Source organism: Tetragenococcus muriaticus DSM 15685 (assembly GCF_000423785.1).
GTDB lineage: Bacteria > Bacillota > Bacilli > Lactobacillales > Enterococcaceae > Tetragenococcus > Tetragenococcus muriaticus.
Map to the genome: position 1 here is coordinate 1 of NZ_AUIQ01000041.1, position 19,672 is coordinate 19,672.

The 19,672-nt window shown below is 36.5% G+C and carries 21 protein-coding genes and 1 pseudogene; 2 read left to right on the forward strand and 20 right to left on the reverse strand.

All coding sequences use genetic code 11. The features are described from left to right. The first annotated feature begins 334 nt into the window (after positions 1 to 334). Both G577_RS0107110 and wrbA read left to right on the forward strand, forming a co-directional pair. On the forward strand, positions 335 to 889 hold the full coding sequence (locus G577_RS0107110; protein ID WP_028790622.1) for an NADPH-dependent FMN reductase: 555 nt from the start codon (positions 335 to 337) through the stop codon (positions 887 to 889). A gap of 121 nt (positions 890 to 1,010) precedes the next feature. Further along, entirely contained in the window at positions 1,011 to 1,607 is a 597-nt protein-coding gene (gene wrbA, locus G577_RS0107115) for an NAD(P)H:quinone oxidoreductase type IV (RefSeq protein ID WP_028790623.1), read from the forward strand. Between the two features lie 183 nt (positions 1,608 to 1,790). Here the strand turns inward: wrbA and G577_RS11220 are convergent, their stop codons facing one another. The 20 genes and pseudogenes from G577_RS11220 to G577_RS0107215 form a co-directional block, all read right to left on the reverse strand. Next, a complete protein-coding gene (locus G577_RS11220) occupies positions 1,791 to 2,288 on the reverse strand; it encodes a cyclophilin-like fold protein (protein WP_211219227.1) in 498 nt (165 codons plus the stop codon). After that, a complete protein-coding gene (locus tag G577_RS0107125) occupies positions 2,285 to 3,457 on the reverse strand; it encodes a MalY/PatB family protein (protein WP_028790624.1) in 1,173 nt (390 codons plus the stop codon). Before G577_RS0107125 ends, G577_RS11220 begins: the two co-directional genes overlap by 4 nt. After that, positions 3,447 to 4,304 (reverse strand): DUF3737 family protein, encoded by an 858-nt coding sequence (locus G577_RS0107130; RefSeq protein ID WP_028790625.1) that lies wholly within the window; start codon positions 4,302 to 4,304, stop codon positions 3,447 to 3,449. The genes G577_RS0107125 and G577_RS0107130 overlap by 11 nt, the downstream gene beginning before the upstream one ends. Positions 4,305 to 4,429: 125 nt before the next feature. After that, positions 4,430 to 4,786 (reverse strand): cyclophilin-like fold protein, encoded by a 357-nt coding sequence (locus G577_RS0107135; RefSeq protein WP_038027670.1) that lies wholly within the window; start codon positions 4,784 to 4,786, stop codon positions 4,430 to 4,432. 94 nt (positions 4,787 to 4,880) lie between these two features. Then, positions 4,881 to 5,540 (reverse strand): SDR family oxidoreductase, encoded by a 660-nt coding sequence (locus G577_RS0107140; RefSeq protein WP_028790627.1) that lies wholly within the window; start codon positions 5,538 to 5,540, stop codon positions 4,881 to 4,883. Positions 5,541 to 5,574: 34 nt separating this feature from the next. Then, on the reverse strand, positions 5,575 to 5,949 hold the full coding sequence (locus G577_RS0107145; protein WP_028790628.1) for a DUF2255 family protein: 375 nt from the start codon (positions 5,947 to 5,949) through the stop codon (positions 5,575 to 5,577). 101 nt (positions 5,950 to 6,050) lie between these two features. Then, positions 6,051 to 6,845 (reverse strand): aldo/keto reductase, encoded by a 795-nt coding sequence (locus G577_RS0107150; protein ID WP_028790629.1) that lies wholly within the window; start codon positions 6,843 to 6,845, stop codon positions 6,051 to 6,053. Positions 6,846 to 6,939: 94 nt separating this feature from the next. Then, on the reverse strand, positions 6,940 to 7,563 hold the full coding sequence (locus tag G577_RS0107155) for a flavodoxin (RefSeq protein ID WP_028790630.1): 624 nt from the start codon (positions 7,561 to 7,563) through the stop codon (positions 6,940 to 6,942). Positions 7,564 to 7,682: 119 nt separating this feature from the next. Beyond that, the gene (locus tag G577_RS0107160) at positions 7,683 to 9,128 is read right to left on the reverse strand and encodes a 6-phospho-beta-glucosidase (protein WP_038027671.1); all 1,446 of its coding nucleotides are present in this window, start codon (positions 9,126 to 9,128) and stop codon (positions 7,683 to 7,685) included. A gap of 73 nt (positions 9,129 to 9,201) precedes the next feature. Then, positions 9,202 to 10,014, reverse strand: a complete 813-nt coding sequence (locus tag G577_RS0107165) for a histidine phosphatase family protein (protein ID WP_038027672.1) — start codon at positions 10,012 to 10,014, stop codon at positions 9,202 to 9,204. Between the two features lie 88 nt (positions 10,015 to 10,102). Beyond that, positions 10,103 to 11,953 (reverse strand): beta-glucoside-specific PTS transporter subunit IIABC, encoded by a 1,851-nt coding sequence (locus G577_RS0107170; RefSeq protein WP_028790633.1) that lies wholly within the window; start codon positions 11,951 to 11,953, stop codon positions 10,103 to 10,105. A gap of 309 nt (positions 11,954 to 12,262) precedes the next feature. Next, positions 12,263 to 13,018, reverse strand: coding sequence for an SDR family NAD(P)-dependent oxidoreductase (locus tag G577_RS0107175; RefSeq protein ID WP_028790634.1), 756 nt, complete (start codon positions 13,016 to 13,018; stop codon positions 12,263 to 12,265). A 198-nt stretch (positions 13,019 to 13,216) separates the two neighbouring features. Next, positions 13,217 to 13,570, reverse strand: coding sequence for a nuclear transport factor 2 family protein (locus G577_RS0107180; protein ID WP_028790635.1), 354 nt, complete (start codon positions 13,568 to 13,570; stop codon positions 13,217 to 13,219). Between the two features lie 158 nt (positions 13,571 to 13,728). Further along, the gene (locus tag G577_RS11225) at positions 13,729 to 14,907 is read right to left on the reverse strand and encodes a (R)-mandelonitrile lyase (RefSeq protein ID WP_051176707.1); all 1,179 of its coding nucleotides are present in this window, start codon (positions 14,905 to 14,907) and stop codon (positions 13,729 to 13,731) included. Positions 14,908 to 15,174: 267 nt separating this feature from the next. Beyond that, positions 15,175 to 15,927, reverse strand: a complete 753-nt coding sequence (locus tag G577_RS0107190) for an SDR family NAD(P)-dependent oxidoreductase (RefSeq protein ID WP_028790636.1) — start codon at positions 15,925 to 15,927, stop codon at positions 15,175 to 15,177. 180 nt (positions 15,928 to 16,107) lie between these two features. Continuing rightward, positions 16,108 to 16,845, reverse strand: coding sequence for an SDR family oxidoreductase (locus G577_RS0107195; RefSeq protein ID WP_028790637.1), 738 nt, complete (start codon positions 16,843 to 16,845; stop codon positions 16,108 to 16,110). Between the two features lie 75 nt (positions 16,846 to 16,920). Beyond that, complete coding sequence (locus G577_RS0107200) at positions 16,921 to 17,574, reverse strand: SDR family oxidoreductase (protein ID WP_028790638.1); 654 nt, start codon at positions 17,572 to 17,574, stop codon at positions 16,921 to 16,923. Between the two features lie 35 nt (positions 17,575 to 17,609). Then, entirely contained in the window at positions 17,610 to 18,497 is an 888-nt protein-coding gene (locus G577_RS0107205; RefSeq protein ID WP_028790639.1) for a MurR/RpiR family transcriptional regulator, read from the reverse strand. A gap of 24 nt (positions 18,498 to 18,521) precedes the next feature. Beyond that, positions 18,522 to 19,265, reverse strand: coding sequence for an SDR family oxidoreductase (locus G577_RS0107210; RefSeq protein WP_028790640.1), 744 nt, complete (start codon positions 19,263 to 19,265; stop codon positions 18,522 to 18,524). A 183-nt stretch (positions 19,266 to 19,448) separates the two neighbouring features. Beyond that, positions 19,449 to 19,672, reverse strand: a pseudogene (locus G577_RS0107215) (ISLre2-like element ISTeha1 family transposase); the annotation flags it as partial.

A 19,672-nucleotide genomic window follows, 5' to 3' on the forward strand; every position in this document is an offset into this window, starting at 1 on the left:
TGATAACAACGGTCTGGGTTGCATGCTTAAACGCGTAGACAGAACTACAGGAGGAAATAGCACAATCCCATGTGGATCCTTTCCACTGACTATTATATCTCAGGAACCACACAATATCGAAACAAGATCCCAAACGCCCTCCGCTCGTTCAAGAATCACGAGCTGCGCGGAGCTCCGCTCCTTGCCTTGGCGAGCAAAGCTCGCTTTAACAAAAGGGAAACATTGTGTTGCTTAAAGCTTTTATTGATTAATGTTATTTATTTTATTTTCAAAGAACCAGAATGTTTGCATCAGAGATGATGCTTATAAATATATTTTACGAGGAGGATTTTTTATGAGTACAAACATTGGCTTTATTGTTGGGAGTTTACGTCAAGATTCTAACAACTTAAGAACAGCACAAGCATTTGAAAAGCTATTACCAGAAAATGTCGAAGCAACCTTTATCGAAATTGGTGATTTACCTTTTTATAATGAAGATTTAGAAGTTACCGGAAAAGTTCCTGAAAGTTGGATGCGTTTTAGAAAAGAAATTGCAAAAATGGATGGCTTCTTTTTCTTTACACCAGAATATAATCGTTCCATACCTGCTGCACTTAAGAATGCCCTAGACGTAGGTTCACGTCCTTATGGTGAAAGTAATTGGGATAGTAAACCTGCAGCTGTTATCAGCGTCGCACCCCGAGGAATCGCTGGATTTGGAGCAAATCATGCTTTACGTCAATCCCTTGTGTTTTTGAACATGCCAGTATTACAACAACCCGAAGCGTATATTGGAAACTTTGATTCTTTATTAAATGAAGACGGAACCTTTGTCGAAGATACAAAAAATTTCTTCCAAATCATTATCGATAAATATTTAGATTTCTTTAATAAACTAACAAAATAAAGAAATCAAAAAGCTAACTTAAAATACTTACAAAAAATAAGCAAAAATATTGCTATTCTTTTTTAAATACTTTAAAGTTTAGAATGTATTAAAATTACAAAAAACAAGGAGAGAATTTATTATGACAAAAATCGCAATCGTTTATTATAGTTCGACAGGAACAAACTATCAACTCGCACAATGGGCAAAAGAAGCCGTAGAAGGTGTAGGCGCTGAGACTCGTTTAGTCAAAGCCCCTGAATTAGCTCCAGATGTAGCCATCGATGCAAACCCTGCTTGGAGAGCTCATTATGACGCAACGCAAGATATTCCAGAAGTCACTTCTGATGATATCGTATGGGCAGATGGCGTGATCTTTAGTGTCCCTTCTCGTTTCGGTGTTATGGCTGCACAGTTGAAACAATTCATCGACACACAAGGGGGTATATGGGCAAACGGTGATACGGTAAATAAAGTAGTATCCGGTATGACATCCGCGCAAAATGCTCATGGAGGTCAAGAAGCAACATTGTTATCCCTTTACATTCAAATGATGCATTGGGGCGCTATCATTGCAGCACCTGGATATTCTGAAGCAGAATATACGACAGCTGGTGGTAACCCTTATGGTACTTCCGTTACCATTGACGATAATGGAAATATGATCGAAGATGTTGAAGAAGCTGTGAAAAGACAAGCCCGTCACGTCGTAGACATTGCAAGTAGAGTAAATGGTTAAATAAATCTATCGCAAAATAAAGAAGCTGGGACATAAATAAAGACAAGACAAAAATACCCGAACGATATTTGATAAGATTTTCTAATTGTCGCGAATTTGCGACGAGGACCTGCTGGACCGCAGGAGAAATCTCTCTTATAGTTCGGGTATTTTATTATTAAGGAGACTTTTGTCCCAGCCTCTTTATTCATCAACAGTGAAAGTAACGTCAAATTCCTCTTCATTTGACTCTAACATGTCTGCTCCGTCTTCAATATGTCCCAAATGAATGAGGTCATCAGAATAATCAAACGCATCATAAAATATCGCTAAGTTCCCCCATGGCTCATAAATAGTAATATCTCCAGGAGATGGCTGATGTCCTCGATCAGAATTCCCTAATTCTAATTCAGAAGGTAAATCACTAACTTTTTCTGTATCCGCATAATCACTTAATGTCAATGTTAACGGCATCATATCTACAAAATTTTGAGCAGCTTCTGAATCATTTAAAGTAACCGGGTACGACTCGTCATTAATCGTCATAAAAACTTCCATAGTACTATTCTCACCTTCCGAATCTATTACTTCTTCACTACTTGTTTCACTTCCACCTGTACTATTAGAACTACCATTATCATTTGCTGCTTCATTCGTACATCCTACTAAAAAGAAAACTGACAAAAAAACGATTGTTTTCACTCCATCTCCTCCTCGAATAATTGGATTCCTTTTATTAGTCTTTGTACCCCATTTTCTAAGATAGTCTTTGGACAAGCATAGTTTAGTCGGATAAATTTGTCGCCATTTCCACCAAAGATTTCACCTTCAGAAAGATACAAACCTGTTTTTTCTCGAATATATTTTGTTAAAAACGTTGTATCTTCAGTTATGTTTGAACAATCAAGCCATGCTAAATAGGTAGCTTCTGATGGTACCATTTTTATCTCAGAACAGTGATTTTCTAACGATGCTTTTAAGTACTGTCTATTTTCTTCCAAATAGTGATTTAACGCGTGAAGCCAATCTTCTCCATAATTAAAAGCTGCTTCAGTTGCTTGAATAGCAAACGCATTAGGTTCAGCCACTTCATCGGTATTAATTCCTCGATCGACTTTTTTTCGTATTTCTTCATTTGCAATAACGATTGCAGAAGATTGTAATCCTGCTAAATTAAAAGCCTTACTGGCTGCAACCAATGTAATTACTTGGTTCGCAATTTCATTAGATATCGATGCCATAGGCGTATATTGATAGCCTGGATGTGTTAAGTCACAATGCAATTCATCACTGATAAGAAGAACGTGATGTTTCACGCATAGGTCCCCTACTTTTTGTAATGTTTTTTCATCCCAAACTTTTCCAATCGGATTATGTGGATTACAAAAGATAAACAAAGAAGTTGCAGGATCAGATAACTTGTCCTCTAAATCCTTAAAATCAATAGCGTAAGTTTCATTTTTATATTCCAATTCACTCGTCAATACTGTGCGGTTATTATTTACAATAGAATTATAAAATATATTATACACAGGCGATAAAACAACTACTTGTTCAAGCTCATTTGTCATTTTACGTACAATAGATGAGATAGCTGGAACTGCACCTGTACAAAAAAGGACCCAGTCTTGTTCTATCTCCCAGTTATATCGACGTTTCCACCAAGAAGCAATACTCTCTTTAAAAGAATCAGGAATAATGGAATAGCCAAAAGCATTTTGACTCAATCTCTTTTGAATGGCTTCTGTAACAGCTGGTGCTGTCTCAAAGTCCATATCCGCTACCCACATTGGTAGTTCATTTTCTCCAACATCCCATTTATGCGAATTTGTTGGTTTACGATCTAGTACTTTATCAAAATTATAAGACATGTTCGTTCCTTTCTTGTGTTACCATCTTCGTTTGTTCTGGTTGAATTTCTTCATCATCAAAGATTAGCTCATCAATTCCTAACGATTGAATTTCACCGCTGATAGGATTTTTCACACTATCTATTGTACTGTTAATCGTTGCTTTTACGGTTGAGTACTCAAAAGCTAAGTCCGTATTTATCACTGTACAATTATCCATATGAAGATTTTCCATATAACACATTCCTTGCTCACTTTCTATGAAGCAATTAACAAGTGTAATATTCGTCGAATTCCACCCTAAATATTCTCCAATAATTGTTGAATCATATATAGTGACATTTTCACAGTTCCAAAGAGCATCTTTTGAAATCATTTTCGCATTTCTAATCTCTACATTTGAACACCCATCAAAACTATAATTTCCGACCAAAGAGAAGTCATTAATTTGTATATTTTTGCTATTCATTGCAAAATAATCTCCGGTGGCGGTCACTTGTTTCAATTCTAAATCTTGGCAGTTCCAAAATGTTTCTTGTGCGTTGGATAGCTGCACATTATCTAAAACTATATTTGTCGCACGACGAAAAGTTTTAGGCGCTTGCATAATACTATTGAAAATTTGTAAGTAATGAGTATACCATATCCCTGAACGCGCCGTATCTGTTAAAGTAATATTTTCTGCCTTCACTCGATCTGAATACCAAATTGGATATTTCCACCGAAAGATATCATTTTCTAAATAAATATCCGCACTTTCCTTTAATGGTGATTCCCCATTTTGAAAGACCGAATTCGTTACATTTGCCTCTTTTTCTTTGAATAAAGCTCTTTCTCCTGTTAGTAATTGTTGATTAACTTGATTCATAAAATCCCTCTTTTCATTTATTCATCCTACAACTTCATCCAAACTTTAAGTCAATAAAAAAAGTTATCAGCTTAAAAATATAAACCAATAACTTCTTTTAAATAAAATTCATCTTTTAAAAACATTTAAGCCAAGGAAAGCGTCACTGTAAGACTTCCATTTCCTAATGTACGTTTTAAATCTTTAGGATTAGCTATGTCGATTTTACCTAATCGAGTAAAGTTCCAGCTATTTTTGTCATAGTAAACGACAAAATTATTCCCTTGATATAAAATAAGATCTCCTGCTACAGCATTAACACGTTCATCGTTTTTAGGAAGTGAGAAGCCAAGAGAGCCGACTTTTTCCATATTTGCAAAGTCGTCCAATTTAATAGTTAGGTCTCCCTCTCTTAGCTTCTCTGCTAAAGCTTGAGCGGAGGAATTATCTGCTAAAGTTGCAGTTAGTTCTTGATTGTTAAATGTGAGTTTAAGTTTTTCCATTTGTTTTATTCTCCTTAATTCATTAGTTAGATAACGTTTCTTATTTCTTTTCTTATTATTAATAGCATCAGCAATATAACTACGGCTGCATTTATCAGAAAGATTGGATAGCCTTTTCAATTGCAGTATCACCACTAGTAATATCAAAAGCTTTGCCAATTGTCCCGTCATTTTCTAAAGACAGGATGATCGCACTTGCTACATCTTCCCGCGGTATCTTTTCAAAATCGAGTTCTTCAGAGACTGAAACTTCTCCTGTTCCTTGTTCGTTTGTTAAGCCACCGGGACGTACAATCGTATAGTCTAAATCGCTGTTTTCCAACCAAACATCAGCGTAATATTTAGCAGCACTATAATAAGAGGAACGATCAATCCAATCAAGATGATTTTCTTCATGATAGTTCTGAATTCCTATAGCACTTACCAGTACAAATCGCTTCACATTCGCTTGTTGAGTAGCTTTCATTGATTTTATAGCGCCGTCCAAATCAATTAGCATTGTTTTATCGGCTCCTGTCGCTCCACCTGATCCTGCTGTAAAGACGACGGCATCTGAGCCTTGTACAGCTGAAGCAATATCGTTAATAGATCCTTCTAAATCAACTAATGCTGTTTCGATTCCTTGTTGGTTGAAACTATCTGCTTGTTCTTTTTTTCTGACCATTGCTACAACATCATGATTCTCTGATTTTTGTAACTTAGAAACTAAATGTTGGCCAATTTGACCATTAGCACCTACAACTAAAACTTTCATGCTTATAAACCACCTTTTTTCTTTTTATATTTACTTAATCAACAGGAATAAGGCGAACAGTTGCTTCACGTGCTCGTTGACTTATCATAGGCTTGAGATAAGAACTCCCACCATATTTTGACTTATATCCTTCGTCTACGGCATCATTGGTTTCTTTATCCGTTGGAAATTCAAAAAATACATCTTTTTCTACACCACCAACGGAAATATGACCTTTGCCTTCACGTTTAGCAGATTGATACCATTTTGCTTTGGTACCACTATACCCTCTACAAAACAGGTCATCTCCAGCTTGCGCAATCCAAATCCATGCTGGTCGATGCCATGTTCCATCAGAATTTGGAATAGAGATATACAAGTTGGGGGCCTTGCTAATCGCTTCTAATTCTTCATCTTGCCAACTTGCCATAAAATCGCCTCCTTATGTTTTCACCCTACTACCTCAAGTAGACTTTAAGTCAAACATTCCACCTTTATTCTATCATCTCTCATAAGAATCAGATATAATATCTACGGCCATCCAAATAAACTACGTTCTTCATTAAGCCCTCTTATTGTATCCATAGCCCATTCATCCAGTTTGAAATTAAAGATATCAAAGTTCTCCATCATGCGTTCCTTTTTCACTGATTTTGGAATTGCAACGACGCCTTCTTGTGTAATAAATCTTAAAATAATCTGTGCAACTGTTTTATCATATTTTTTCGCAATCGTGCGTAAAACATCATTAGTAAAAGTATTATTCATTCCTTCGCCAAATGGAGCCCACGATTCAAATTGGATATTCTTATCTTTACTAAATTGACGTAGTGGCGTTCTTTGATAAAAAACATGCATTTCATTTTGAAGAACGCTAGGCTTTACCTCAAAATGATCAAGGATATCTTGTACTTGATTTTGATTAAAATTAGAAAGCCCTATGGATCTCAGCTTTCCTTCATGAAATGCCTCTTCCAATGCTTGATACGTTCCATGATAATCTCTTATTACCCAATGTATTAACATTAAGTCAATATAATCTGTCTGTAAATATTTAAGTGCTTGATCGATTTGTTTTTTTGTCGATTGATAACCAGAGGTAAATAGTTTAGTTGTAATAAAAAAGTCCTCTCTAGGGAATTCTGCTTTACTAATCGCTTTACCAACACCTACCTCATTACGATACAGTTGAGCTGTATCAATGTGTCGATATCCAGCGTCAATTGCATCTCTAACCGCACGTTCGGTATCTCTTTGGGGAATTTGGTAAACACCAAACCCTAGAATAGGCATTTTGTATCCTGTATTTAATGTAATATATTCCATATTTACATCTCCTTTATTGATATTAAACTATATTAAAAATGAAAAAAGCCTCTATTATAAAAGCTTGTAGATATTCATCTACAAGCTTTTATTATTAAAATGTCAGACTATTTAACCACTGATTTACCGATTCCTCAATATCATCTCTCGGGCTATCAGCCATTGATAGTTCATCTGATATATTTGTATTTGGGATTAATTCCTGTAAATCACTTTGGGGATCTTCTATAGGTTGGCTACCACTAGTGAAAAATGGCGCTATATTTTTATCCTCTAGATCTGTATCCATTAACCAGCGTTGTACAGGCTGAGAAATGTAACCATGCCAAGTGGGCGAGCCAACAAAAATAGTATCATATTGATCCAAGTCTATATCTAACTCTTCAAGATCGGGAAATTCATCATTTTCTTGTTGCTCTCTTACTAACCCAGCCACTTCGCCATAAGAAGTAGGGTAAGGTTCCACAGGTTGAATTTCATAGATATCTACTTCTGCTTGCTCTTGAATTTCTTGCGCTACTTCTTCAGTATTTTCAGTTAAGGAGTAATAAACAACAACGGCATTTTCAAATTGGGCCGGATCTACCGTTTGACTAGCAGCAGGCTGAGAGCTTTCATTATTTGTTGAGGACGGTGCTTGTTCCTCATTTCTATCGTTTTGGCTAGAACACCCTACTAAAAAAACGAATAATAGAGCTATTGGCAGTAACTTTCTCATGTCTCATCTCCCTTTCGCATATATTAGTTCAATTCTACGATATAAAGTGAACTTTAAGTCAAGAAAGATACATAAAGAAATCCTCTTTTAACTAAAAGTCATGAGAGGATTTCCGTAACTTATGTTAAGTTTTCACTTTGTAATTCTTCTCCGTTTGAAGCAATTACTTGTCTATACCAATAAAACGATTTTTTCTTACTACGTTCAAATGTCCCATTTCCTTGATCATCACGATCTACATGGACAAAGCCATACCGTTTACTCATTTGCCCCATACTAGCAGAAACTAGATCAATAGCGCTCCAAACAGTGTATCCCATCAGGTCAACACCATCAATTGCTACAGCATCTTTAAATGCCTTAATATGTTCACGTATATAATCAATACGATACTCATCGTCAATACTACCATCAGAAAGCACTGTATCTCTAGCACCAAGCCCATTTTCAACAATAAACAGAGGTTTTTGATATCGATCATACAATTGATTCAAAGAATTCCGTAAACCTAGTGGGTCAATTTGCCATCCCCATTCGGAAGAGGGAAGATACTCGTTTTTAAGTGAAGGAATAATATTTCCTGTGGTTGTTTGCATATTTTCAGGACGGCCGCTAACCGTTCTAGAGCAATAATAAGAAAAAGTAACAAAATCAACAGGAGAAGCAGAAAGAATATCTTTATCGCCATCTTCCATCCTAATATTCAGATTATCATGTTCAAATTTTTTCAATGCATAATTAGGATACTCTCCTCTTGCTTGTACATCTAAGAAAAAATAATTTTCTCGATCTCTTCGAATCGCTTCTTGATAATCTTCAGGATGAGCTGAATAAGGGTAGTGACTTCCCCCTGCTAACATACATCCGACTTGATTTTCAGGGTCAATTTCATGTGCAATTTTTGTGACTAACGCGCTTGCCACTAATTGATGGTGGGCTGCTTGATATTTTACTTCTTCCTGATTTTCATTTTCTTCAAAAACAATTCCACCACCCACAAATGGTTGATGTAATAATACATTAATTTCATTAATGGTAATCCAATATTTAACTAAACCTTGATAACGGTTCAAGATCGTTTTTGCATAACGAGTGTAAAAGTCAATTAATTTGCGACTTCGCCAACCACCGTATTCTTGAATTAAATGAATAGGAACATCAAAGTGAGCAATTGTGACTAAGGGTTCAATCTTATGCTTTTTTAGTTCTTTAAAAATTTTCTCATAAAAAGCTAGCCCTGCTTCGTTCGGTTCTTCATCATCGCCATTTGGAAAAATACGCGTCCAAGAAATGGACATACGGTACACATTAAATCCCATTTCAGCAAATAATTGAATATCTTCCATGTAACGATGATACATATCAATCGCTTCCTTGGCTGGATAATAATAACCATCTTGCCAAGATAGCATTTTTTTTAATCCTTTTGCTACCAAGGGACGATCTTCACCATAGGGAAGTACATCAATATTTGACAAGCCCCGCCCGTCTTCTAATACACCACCTTCGGTTTGGTTCGCAGCAGTAGCTCCACCCCACAAAAAATCCTTAGGTAATTTAGACATAAATCTCACTCCAATAACTATTATTCATACAATAACTTCCTCTAAATAAACACTTTATTAACAATACCTATTTCTACTGGTTATTCTCGGTATAACGAACATCGCCTACTGTATCAATAGTATACTCTCCATTTTCATAATCGATGGTAGTAACACTTCCATTTTCCAAGCCGCCCGTTGGCAACTCATAGCCATCTGAAATATTTTCAACCATTGCACCGATACTTAACCCATGGGAAACAATTAATACATTTCCACCGCCATTTTCGCTTGTTCTTTCAGCAACCTCATCAAGACCTTCCTCTAATCTATTGCTGATAGTTTCATAATCTTCGGCCGGCCAGTTGGTTTGTTCATCCACTCTGTCTTCATCTAAGGCTGCTACACTATCAGCAAATTCTTGTGGTGGAGTTTCTTGACTTCTCCATTCCTCTAAAGTTTGGCCTTGGCTTTCGGCAATATCTTCCCACATATTCATATTCAGGTCACCTTCATAGCTGCCAAAATTAAATTCTCTAAAGCGACTGTCTGTTTCAAGACTAACATCGTCGGACTGTTGATTTTCATCTAAAATGATATTTGCCGTTTGTATACTTCGCCCGCTATCACTACTATAAGCAGCGGTAAAGTCAATATCCGATAGACCTTCCCCCGTATTCTCAATTAGTTCTTCTCCTTCTGGCGTCAACACTGCATCTGACCACCCTTGAACACGGTCTGTCTCATTAAGCATCGTTACTCCATGGCGAACAATATATAAAACAACTTCCCCATTCTCCTCTGCAGTTTCTTCAGATTCATTCGAAGCATCTTGGGATGAACTACATCCTGCTAAGAACAAAACAACTAAGATGGCAGCAAAGAACTGATAAAATATTTTTTTCATTGGTCTCCTCCATATGTATAGGACATTAAGAAAAGAGTGGTTATTATTCCTCATTCCTTAACTCTTTTCTTAATAATCCTATTTATAGTTAAACTTCCACTTTCAAAACTGGGTCCTCAGTGCTGGTTTCTCCTTCATTTAATAGTTCAAACTCAGAATATTGCAATGTATTTGTCACAACAACAGGAATTTGTGTCGTATAGCCTGCTTCTCTGATTTTATCCAGTTCAAATTTCAGTAACATTTGCCCTTTTTTAACAGGTTGTTCTGCTTCTACAAAGCTTTCAAAATATTGTCCATTTAATTCTACTGTATTCAAACCTACATGAATCAACAGTTCCATTCCTGTATCAGAAACTAAACCAATCGCATGCTTACTTGGAAATACCGTTGCAATCTTCCCATCAAACGGAGCCACAACTGTTCCTTCTGTAGGTTCTATCGCAAACCCTTTTCCAAGTGCTTCAGACGCAAAAGCTTCATCTTTTACTTCACTCATAGGTAATAACTCACCTGCAACTGGACTAGAAACGATGGTTCCTTCTAAGGTAACTTCTTTGCTTTCTGATTCATTAACTTCTTGATTTTTTTCAAATCGGAAACTTAAGACATAAGTTAATATGGCAGATATAACTGCAGCAATGACAAGAGCAATGGCAATGTTAATGACGTTAGTGATGTCTTCGCCAATGTATAATGGAATCGCAGGTAACCCACTAGATCCTGTCCCAAAACGTACAGTAGAAACAATTCCTGCGTAAAGACCTCCAAAACCACCACCAATAATTGAAGCAATTAATGGATATCTTTTAGGTAAAGCCACACCATAAAGCGCTGGCTCTGTGACACCCATTAATCCGGTGATACCATTTGCTGTGGCCAATTGTTTTTCAGATTGTTTTTGTGTTCTTAAACTAACGACTAGTACTGAAACCCCCATCGCAATATTCGATACCATAGCACCAGGTCCAAATATCCCTTCATAACCAAAAGCAGCCAGTTGCATAAATCCTAAAGGAGCCACACTATGATGCAAACCAAAAATAACCATTACCGGTAAGAATGCACCAATCAAGGTTGGAGGAAGCCATGGCCCATAATTTTGCATTGCTTCAAAACCATCTGCTAAATAATTCCCAGCGTAAGAACCAATAGGGCCTAGTATTAACAAGCCAATCAATCCAGTTACAAAAATAGTAATCATAGGGACAATCACTATTTTTACAGCATCTGGTGTAATCCTTCGAGCAAATCCTTCAATATACTTTTGGGCAAAAACAATTAATAAAATAGGAATAACAGAAGTTGAGTAAGTAGCTAACTCCATCGGTATTCCAAAGACACTAACAGCTTCCCCCTCTTCAACAAGAGCGCTAAAATTCGGATGTAACAAAATCCCTGCCAAAGCTACTGCTAAATAAGGACTACATTTCAATTTTGAAGCAGCTGTATATGCTAAGAATACTGGTAAGAAATAAAATACAGCATCCGCCATAAAATCAATAACGTAGTACGTTTGCGAATCACCAGAAACTACATTAAATAAAACAAGCAGGGCAAGTAATGCCTTTACCATCCCAGCTCCCGAAATTGCAGGGATAACCGGACTAAATGTCCCCGAAATAAAATCAATCAATCGATTAAACAAATTTCGATTATCTTCTTGAACTGGCTCTTCATCTAGATTTGGTGAAATAAATTTAGTTACTTCCTCGTATACTTGTTCTACATGAGTTCCAATAACAACTTGGAATTGGCCACCGCTTTCAATGACGTTAGCCACACCATCTAGATTTTTGATCCCTTCTTTATCTGCTTTACTATTGTCGTGTAAAACAAAACGCATCCGTGTTTGACAGTGCGCAAGTGTCTCTACATTTTCCGACCCACCAACTTTATCAGCAATTGATTTTGCTAAAGACTCGTATTTTTTACTCATCTTCTTTCTCCTCTCACTTAATTTACGATCATACTTTAGCATGTTGAGTTAGCGTTTCCAATACTTATAATGCAACGTGAAATGGGTTTCATTTTTTTTATATAAATAGTACAATTCATGAAATAAAATGAAATAAATAATTAAAATAAAATATCTTTGCTTTCTTTTACTAAAAATTTATCATCTAAAAAAGATCGTTTTGTTTTATGAAGAATAAAGAGTTGCCTACAAAAAAATACGGATAAGAGGCTTTTAATGAAAAAAGAATCTCATCCGCTTGACATTTTTATTTATCCCTAGTTATTTGAATTAGTGAACCGTATAACCGCCATCCACAGCTATACCTTGACCAATAATATAACTTGCGGCATCACTACATAAAAAGAGAACAACAGATGCAACCTCTTCTGGTTTTGCTAATCGGCCGGAAGGAATTTCTTTCATCAGTTCATTCATGGCATCATTTTCTGAATCCATCATTCTTCCAACCATTGGTGTTTCAATAATCCCAGGACAAACCGCATTGATTCGAATTCCTTTTTCAGCGTATTCCAACGCGCTGCTTTTCGTCAGTCCTAACACACCATGTTTGGATGCGTGATAAGCTGTACGCCCAGCAATCCCAACGATCCCTCCTAAGGAAGAACAATTAACAATAGCACCTTCCGTTTCTTGTTTTCTTAATTGTCGCAGCTCATATTTCATAGATAACCAGATACCACGCAAGTTGATATCCATCACACGATCATACTCTTCTTCTGTTAAATCAGCTGTATCAGTAATTGGACTTTGGATGCCTGCATTGTTATAGGCAAAATCCAACCTTCCAAACACTTCCACAGTTTTCTCAACCATCGCTGATACTTCATCCTCTTTAGAAACATCACACTGGATAGAAATGGCTTGATAACCTTTATCCACTAAGTCTTGTGCTTCTTTTTTTGGTTCATGTCTTCCAACTAAAGCCACGCTCGCTCCTGCTTCAGCAAATTGTTGCGCTGCAGCAAGTCCAATCCCTGTTCGAGCACCAGTTACAATAGCAACTTTACCTTCCATATTTGTCATAATACGTACACGCTCCTTTTATAAAATAAACGAGAGGTTTCATATCAACCTGACTTATTTACCCTATCACTTAAGGTTGGGATTAAATCAATAGGGGAAAACGTTTTTTTATAAATGAATAGATAAGAATATTTTATATCTATTCATTTATATACTTTCAATACATTGCGTTCCCCTTGGTAATGAGACCACCTTTAATTAAGACATCGTCATTTTTAATTCTTTAATTTTCCCATCTGTATCAAATTCATAATAGTCTGTTCCTTCTGAAGTAAGCACATTTTGATCAGACGTTGTAACAGTAGCTGACCAATGAGCCGATAATGTAGCGCCTTCATTGATTACCCAACTATGATTAACTTTTTCATTTTGTGTAAAAAAATCTTTAAAGAAGTCTTCGATAGATTTTTTCCCTCTAAAAATGTTTCCATCTGCTGTTACAATTGCTCCGCTATCACTAAACAGAGACACTATTTGTTCCAATGCTTCTAGCTGCTTATCCATTGAATCAAATAGTGAAAAATATCTATTAATGGTCTCCCTGTTGTTCATTTGTCACACTCCTTATATTATAAAAAATCTTATTTTGAATTGTTTTCATTTGAGCTCACTTAGTAAGTGAAGTCAAACAAATAGCAGATGTCGTTCATTTTTCCATCTGCTATTTATTCATATTCAACTGCCGATTTATTATAAATACACTACCGTATTTACTCTCGGTTATCCAAAGTTTCTTGTAGTAATTCGTCTACATTTTCAGCGTTTTCCTGATCAACATCTGATTCAAAAACAGTTATTACCTGTTCCAGATCTTCTTCTGTTAACCCAGCATTCAAGCCCATATCAAGATGCGATTGTAATTGAGAATCTACTCCACCCATATTTGCTAAAGCAGCAATGGTTGCTAATTCTCTTGTTTCATAATCTAAAACATCACGTGCAAAAATGTCACCAAACAAATGACCCTTTAAGAAATCATCCATAACTGGAGCAAAATCATATAACGGTCCTTCTACCGGCTCTCCTGCTAACTCTGTTTGTACTTCAGTCCCCATCTCAATGCTATTACTGTCTTCTGGAATTGGGCTTGCTTCAGGACCATCTTCATCTTCTATCCCTTCAGCTTCTCGTTCGTCTACTACATCCATTAGTAAATTAATGGCATTGATACTTCTTGGAAATCCAGCGTAAGCATAAAGCTGTACAAGTACTTCCTTGACTTCATTTATGGTTAAACCGGAATCTAACCCTTCATGAATGGCTTCTTCTAAAGAGTCCATTTCTCCTACCGCTGTGAATGCAGAAATCAAAGTGACTTGTTCTTGTTGTTCTGACCAGGAAGCATCTTCCCTTTGCTCTTCTTCATCGTTAGCCTGTCCTTTTTGATACTCTTCATCGCTAACATGCTCCATCCAATCAACATCTTCTCCATCTTCTTCACCAGTTAAAGCTAAATGGGACATAGTACTATCCGATGATGCTCCATGCCAGTGTCTAACGTTTGGCGGAAACCAAACAACATCTCCTTCACTGACTTCTTCAACAGGTCCCCCTTCTTCCTGGATCCAACCTGTTCCTTCTGTAATAACCAAGCGTTGACCTGTCGGATGAGTATGCCAAGCAGTACGAGCTCCCGGTTGAAATGTTACTAAGCCTCCACTGATTGGAGCATCTTCATTTGCTTCAAATAAAGGTTGTACTGTAACATCACCAGTAAAAGTCTCTTCATCTCCTTCAATAGGCGGTTGCGTACCATCTCTAGTAATCGTAGTCGACTGTTGCTCATCTTCTTGTCCTTCTGGAGTTGGTGCTGCAGCACTTGCTGTAGAAAATGGCAGAAGCATCAGCAAAAATGCGCTCATAACGGAAAAAATTATCGTTTTTTTCATTTACATCTCTCCTCTTCAAATAATTAACCTCTACAATTCAACGACAGGTTCTATTTATTGCTAGTTTTTCTGTAATCTCCCCCATTCTTTTTATTTTTCAATTTATACCCTACAAGATAAAGTCGACTTTAAGTCAATCTTTTTTGACTTTTCTGAATTTTTATAAAATAAATTTTAACAAAAGATCCGAATTTTATCTATTATTTGTAAGATTCGGATCTTTTTTCTCTTAACTACAGACTTCACGGGCAACCTATTAGCTGCCCATTAGCCTCCATATTCAAATCTATTTTCACTTAATATGAAGTCAAAAGATTTTCGATCGACAACGCCAACCATTTGGTCGCTATCATATAACTTTAGTAAAAGTCCTGCCATATCTTCGGCAGTATGATATTTTGAAAACCGCTCTTTATAATCAAAATCAGCAATATCGTTGGAAATTTCTCCAAATTCTGTCTCTGTGGCAGCTGGAGCCAACACTTTTGCTTGTAATGGTAACTGCTTATCTCGCAATTCTAAAGCGAGTGCCTCAGTAAAAGAGCTAACATAAAACTTCGTTGCGCCATAGGTTACAGCTGTTGGAATCATCTGATAACCACCGATAGAAGAAATATTAATCAATTGAGTCCCTGCTTGGTTACTATATTTTTGTACGTATAATAGCGATAGGACCGTCAACGATTCGACATTAAGTTGAATCATTTGGCGTGTTCGACTGATACTTTGTTCTGGCACAGAAGTATGATAACCAAAACCAGCATTATTTACCCAAGTTTCAATAAAATAATCATCAAATTGTTCAAATAAATTTTCCAAATGATCAATATCTGTCAAATCAAAGGGAGAAACAACAACATCTACACTAGGAAATTGTTTATTGATCTTATTTTTGAGTTCAGCTAATTTTTCTTCTCTTCTTGCAATCAAAATCAAATTTTTTCCTCTTTCAGCAAATGCAATAGCTGATGTATATCCTATACCTGAACTAGCTCCAGTAATAACTGTATATTTTTTCATATATACTCCTTCAGTATTCTATTTTTCGTCTTTCCTGTTAAAATTCACTTCGTGTTAATAATAAAATAAAAAGATAAAAAACAAGCCGAATACTCATTCATATATAAGTACTCGACTTGCTCAAAAACACTTATATTTTTATATTTGAAAAATGATTTCCTCTTTATGTCATTATAAAGATCAATTTGTAGGAGAAATAATCATTTCATTAAGAGTAACACTTTCATCTTCTGCAATAGCAAAAGCAATAGAACGAGCAATAGATTCTGGTGTTATAGCACTTTTATAAACTTCATCAAACACAGGTTTAACATCAGGATCAGTAATCGCATCTGTTAGCTCTGTATCAACAGCTCCTGGTGAGATAATAGTGGTGCGAAGATTTGTGCCCGCTTCTTGTTCTTCTTGACGTAAAGTCTCGGTAATTGCTCTGACTGCAAATTTAGTACCACTATAAACCGCGCCACCTGGATTCAACTGATGACCAGCAAGGGACGAAAGATTAATAACTTGTCCTGATTTTTGTTCACGCATTGTAGGTAATACAGCCGATATACCATACAATACACCTTTAATGTTAATATCGATCATTGCATCCCATTCATCAACTTTTCTCTTGTTCAAATAGGATTGAGGCATAATCCCTGCATTATTCACAAGTACATCAATTCGGCCATACTCTTTAATGGCAAGGTCCGCCAATGCATCGACATCTGCACGCGAGGTAACATCTGTCACTTGATAAACAGATTCTCCTCCTTCTTTTTCAATATCTTGGTTTATTGATTGTAAGCGGTCTTCTCTACGCGCTCCTAAAACTACTTTTGCTCCTTGTAAAGCAAGGTTTTTAGCTGTGACTTCTCCAATTCCACTAGAAGCCCCTGTAATAACGACTACTTTTCCTTTAATTCCAGACATATTATCTCTCCTTTATATTCGAATGAAAACTGCTAATTTTTACAGTCTATACCTCTGTTTTCTATGAAAACGAACTTATTTGAAAAAAGCAGGTTTATCTCCATCAGTATTAGGCTTGTTTACCCCTAGACTCTCTCCAATTTCTTGTTCGGGGTGTAGGATTAATTGAACAACTAACGCTGCTACACTTTTCCTTGATACTTCAGTACCTTTAAATGTTTCCCCTTTTCTAGTCGTCTCATAGTCAATTTCGTCATAGTTTGTTAACCATACAGGACGTAAAATGGTATAATCCACTGAGTTAGCCTCTTCGATAGCCTCGACAGATTCTCGATAAGGAACTAAAATACTTCCCATAACGCGCTTATTCCATTCTCCGAACTTTCCAGGGAGTTCGTCGTAAATTCCACCTGCACTGACAAAAATAAGCCGATCTACGCCAACTGAGTTCATGGCTTGCATAATATTATTTGCCTGCTCTTTTAAATCAGAGCCATCAAGGTTTGCATACACAATGTCTTGCCCGTGCATAGCCTCTTTCAAGGAGGCCATATTCAATACATCACCATCAATGACCGTTACACGTTCATCTGATGATAATTGCTGTAAACGACTAGATCGTCTTAAGAACAAAGTTAAGTGGATATCCGCTTGCTCATCAAGCAGCATATCTTCCACTTGTCTAGCAATTTGTCCATTCGCACCTAAAATTAATACATTTTTTGTCAATTTGATCCTCCTTACTTATTTCTTCTTTATATCTACTATTCGGATAGTTCTTTAAAAGTTGCTTGTCTTTGTGGTTCCAAGTCACGCGAAAGGGAAATCTTCCGTTCTATATTTTCATCATAATTTAAAGAAAATACTACAGCGTATAAAGCATTTAATATAAACATGATCGACTGCTCTGTTGTAAAATTAGTAATTTTAGAATAAAGTCTTTCCTTACTAGATATGTTAAGAACAACGGTTGAGTAATCTCGAAGATAGTTCTTTCCACCACTTGTAACCCCTATAATCGGGACCTGCTTTCGCAATAAATACTTAATAATGCTTGTCGGTTCACGCTCTGGATTATTCCCCGAATAAGAGATAACAATGGCACAATCTTTATCAGATAACGCCGTAGCTGTCGTACCTATTTCTCCAGAAGGAGCCACTATAGCAAATAGCCCTATAGCAAGCAACTTTCTTTTTAATAACTCTGCATAATAATTATTGGGACTCGTACCAAAAATTGTTACTGTTTTTGATTGAGAAATTAATTTTGCCGCTTTTTCTAAGTCCTCAATAACAACTAAATTTAAAGAATCTTGAATGCTTTGAATTTGTAAACTACTTAAGTGCTCTAATATTTGTATCGTTTTATCTGAAGAAGCAAAAGGAAAATTAGGATCTACGTCTTTAAAAGCACTATCATTTTGCTGCACGACCTCATGTGAAAAAGCGTACATAAATTCCTTCCAGCCAGAATAGCCTAATAATTTAGCAAAACGAGTTAAAGACGCTTTCGAAGTAAATGTTTCTTTTGCAATCCTATCCATACTATACTGATGAATATTATTTTTATCGCTTAAAAGAAACTCCCCGATCGTTCTTCTAGCATCACTATGCTGAACAACTACTTCTTCAATTTTTTGAAACAGGTACATAACATATAACCTTCTTATAATTTACTAGGCTGGTTGATTACTTGGACGAATGAGTACCTCACTAACAGCAACACCAGCAGGTTGTTCAACTGCATACACTACCGCATTAGCGACATCTTCTGGTTGCAAGCCAGTTCCTTCTCCTTCTGCAGCACTTTTTAGATTTTGCTCTAAATCTTTATCACCGACTGTATGAACTAATTCAGTATTAACTAAACCAGGAGAAACAATCGTTGAGCGAATACCATTTTCTCGCTCTTCTTGTCGAAGGCCTTCCATAATGGTTCGCACCGCAAATTTTGTACTATTGTACACAGCTGAACCTGGATAAACAACATGACCTGCCACAGAATCAGTCGAAATAATCAAACCATCTTTTTGTTCTTTCATATATGGCAAAGCAGCGCCAATTCCATATAAGACACCCATAATATTTATATCAAGCATCTGTTGCCATTTATCGTACTCTCTAGCTTCCAAGTTTCCTTGTGGCATAATACCAGCATTGTTGAAAAGCACGTCAATTCTTCCATAAGTATTTACAGCTAGATCTACAACAGATTGAACCTGTTCTTTATCTGTGACATCCGCTACCTTATAGATAATACTGCTTTCTTTTAATTCTTCAGCTAGTTCCTTCAAACGTTCTTCTCGACGAGCAGCAATAATTAACTTTGCGCCTTCGTTAGCTAATTTTCTCGTAGTAGCCGCGCCAATTCCACTAGAAGCGCCAATAATAACTACCACTTTGTCTTTAATATTGCTCATCTTAATTCCTCCAATTCAATAATACAATAAAATTATAAGACTTCAAGTTCACGTTAAGTCAAGTATGTGTCAAGTTTATTGAGGTTGAATAAAAAAACCGTCTTTTGGGGCAGACACGAAGTTATTTTCAACCTCACTTTCGTTCGGTTTGCCCTCATTATCTCTAACAAAAACAAGTTTTTATTAGAGATAATTCGGGGTCATTATTAATTGGTTTAATCCTTTGGCGAATTGGCCTAAAGGGGCACTTTTCGCTTTTCCTTCGCCCATTTGCCCTTTAAACGCACCTTCATGAGCTTGAAAATGAGGTTTTTTCTGTACCCAGCGTTTCATAGCTTGCCAACGCTTTTCTTGAGCGACGACGTCGTCCGGAAGGGCTTCGTATTGGTTCAACCAACCTTCAAATT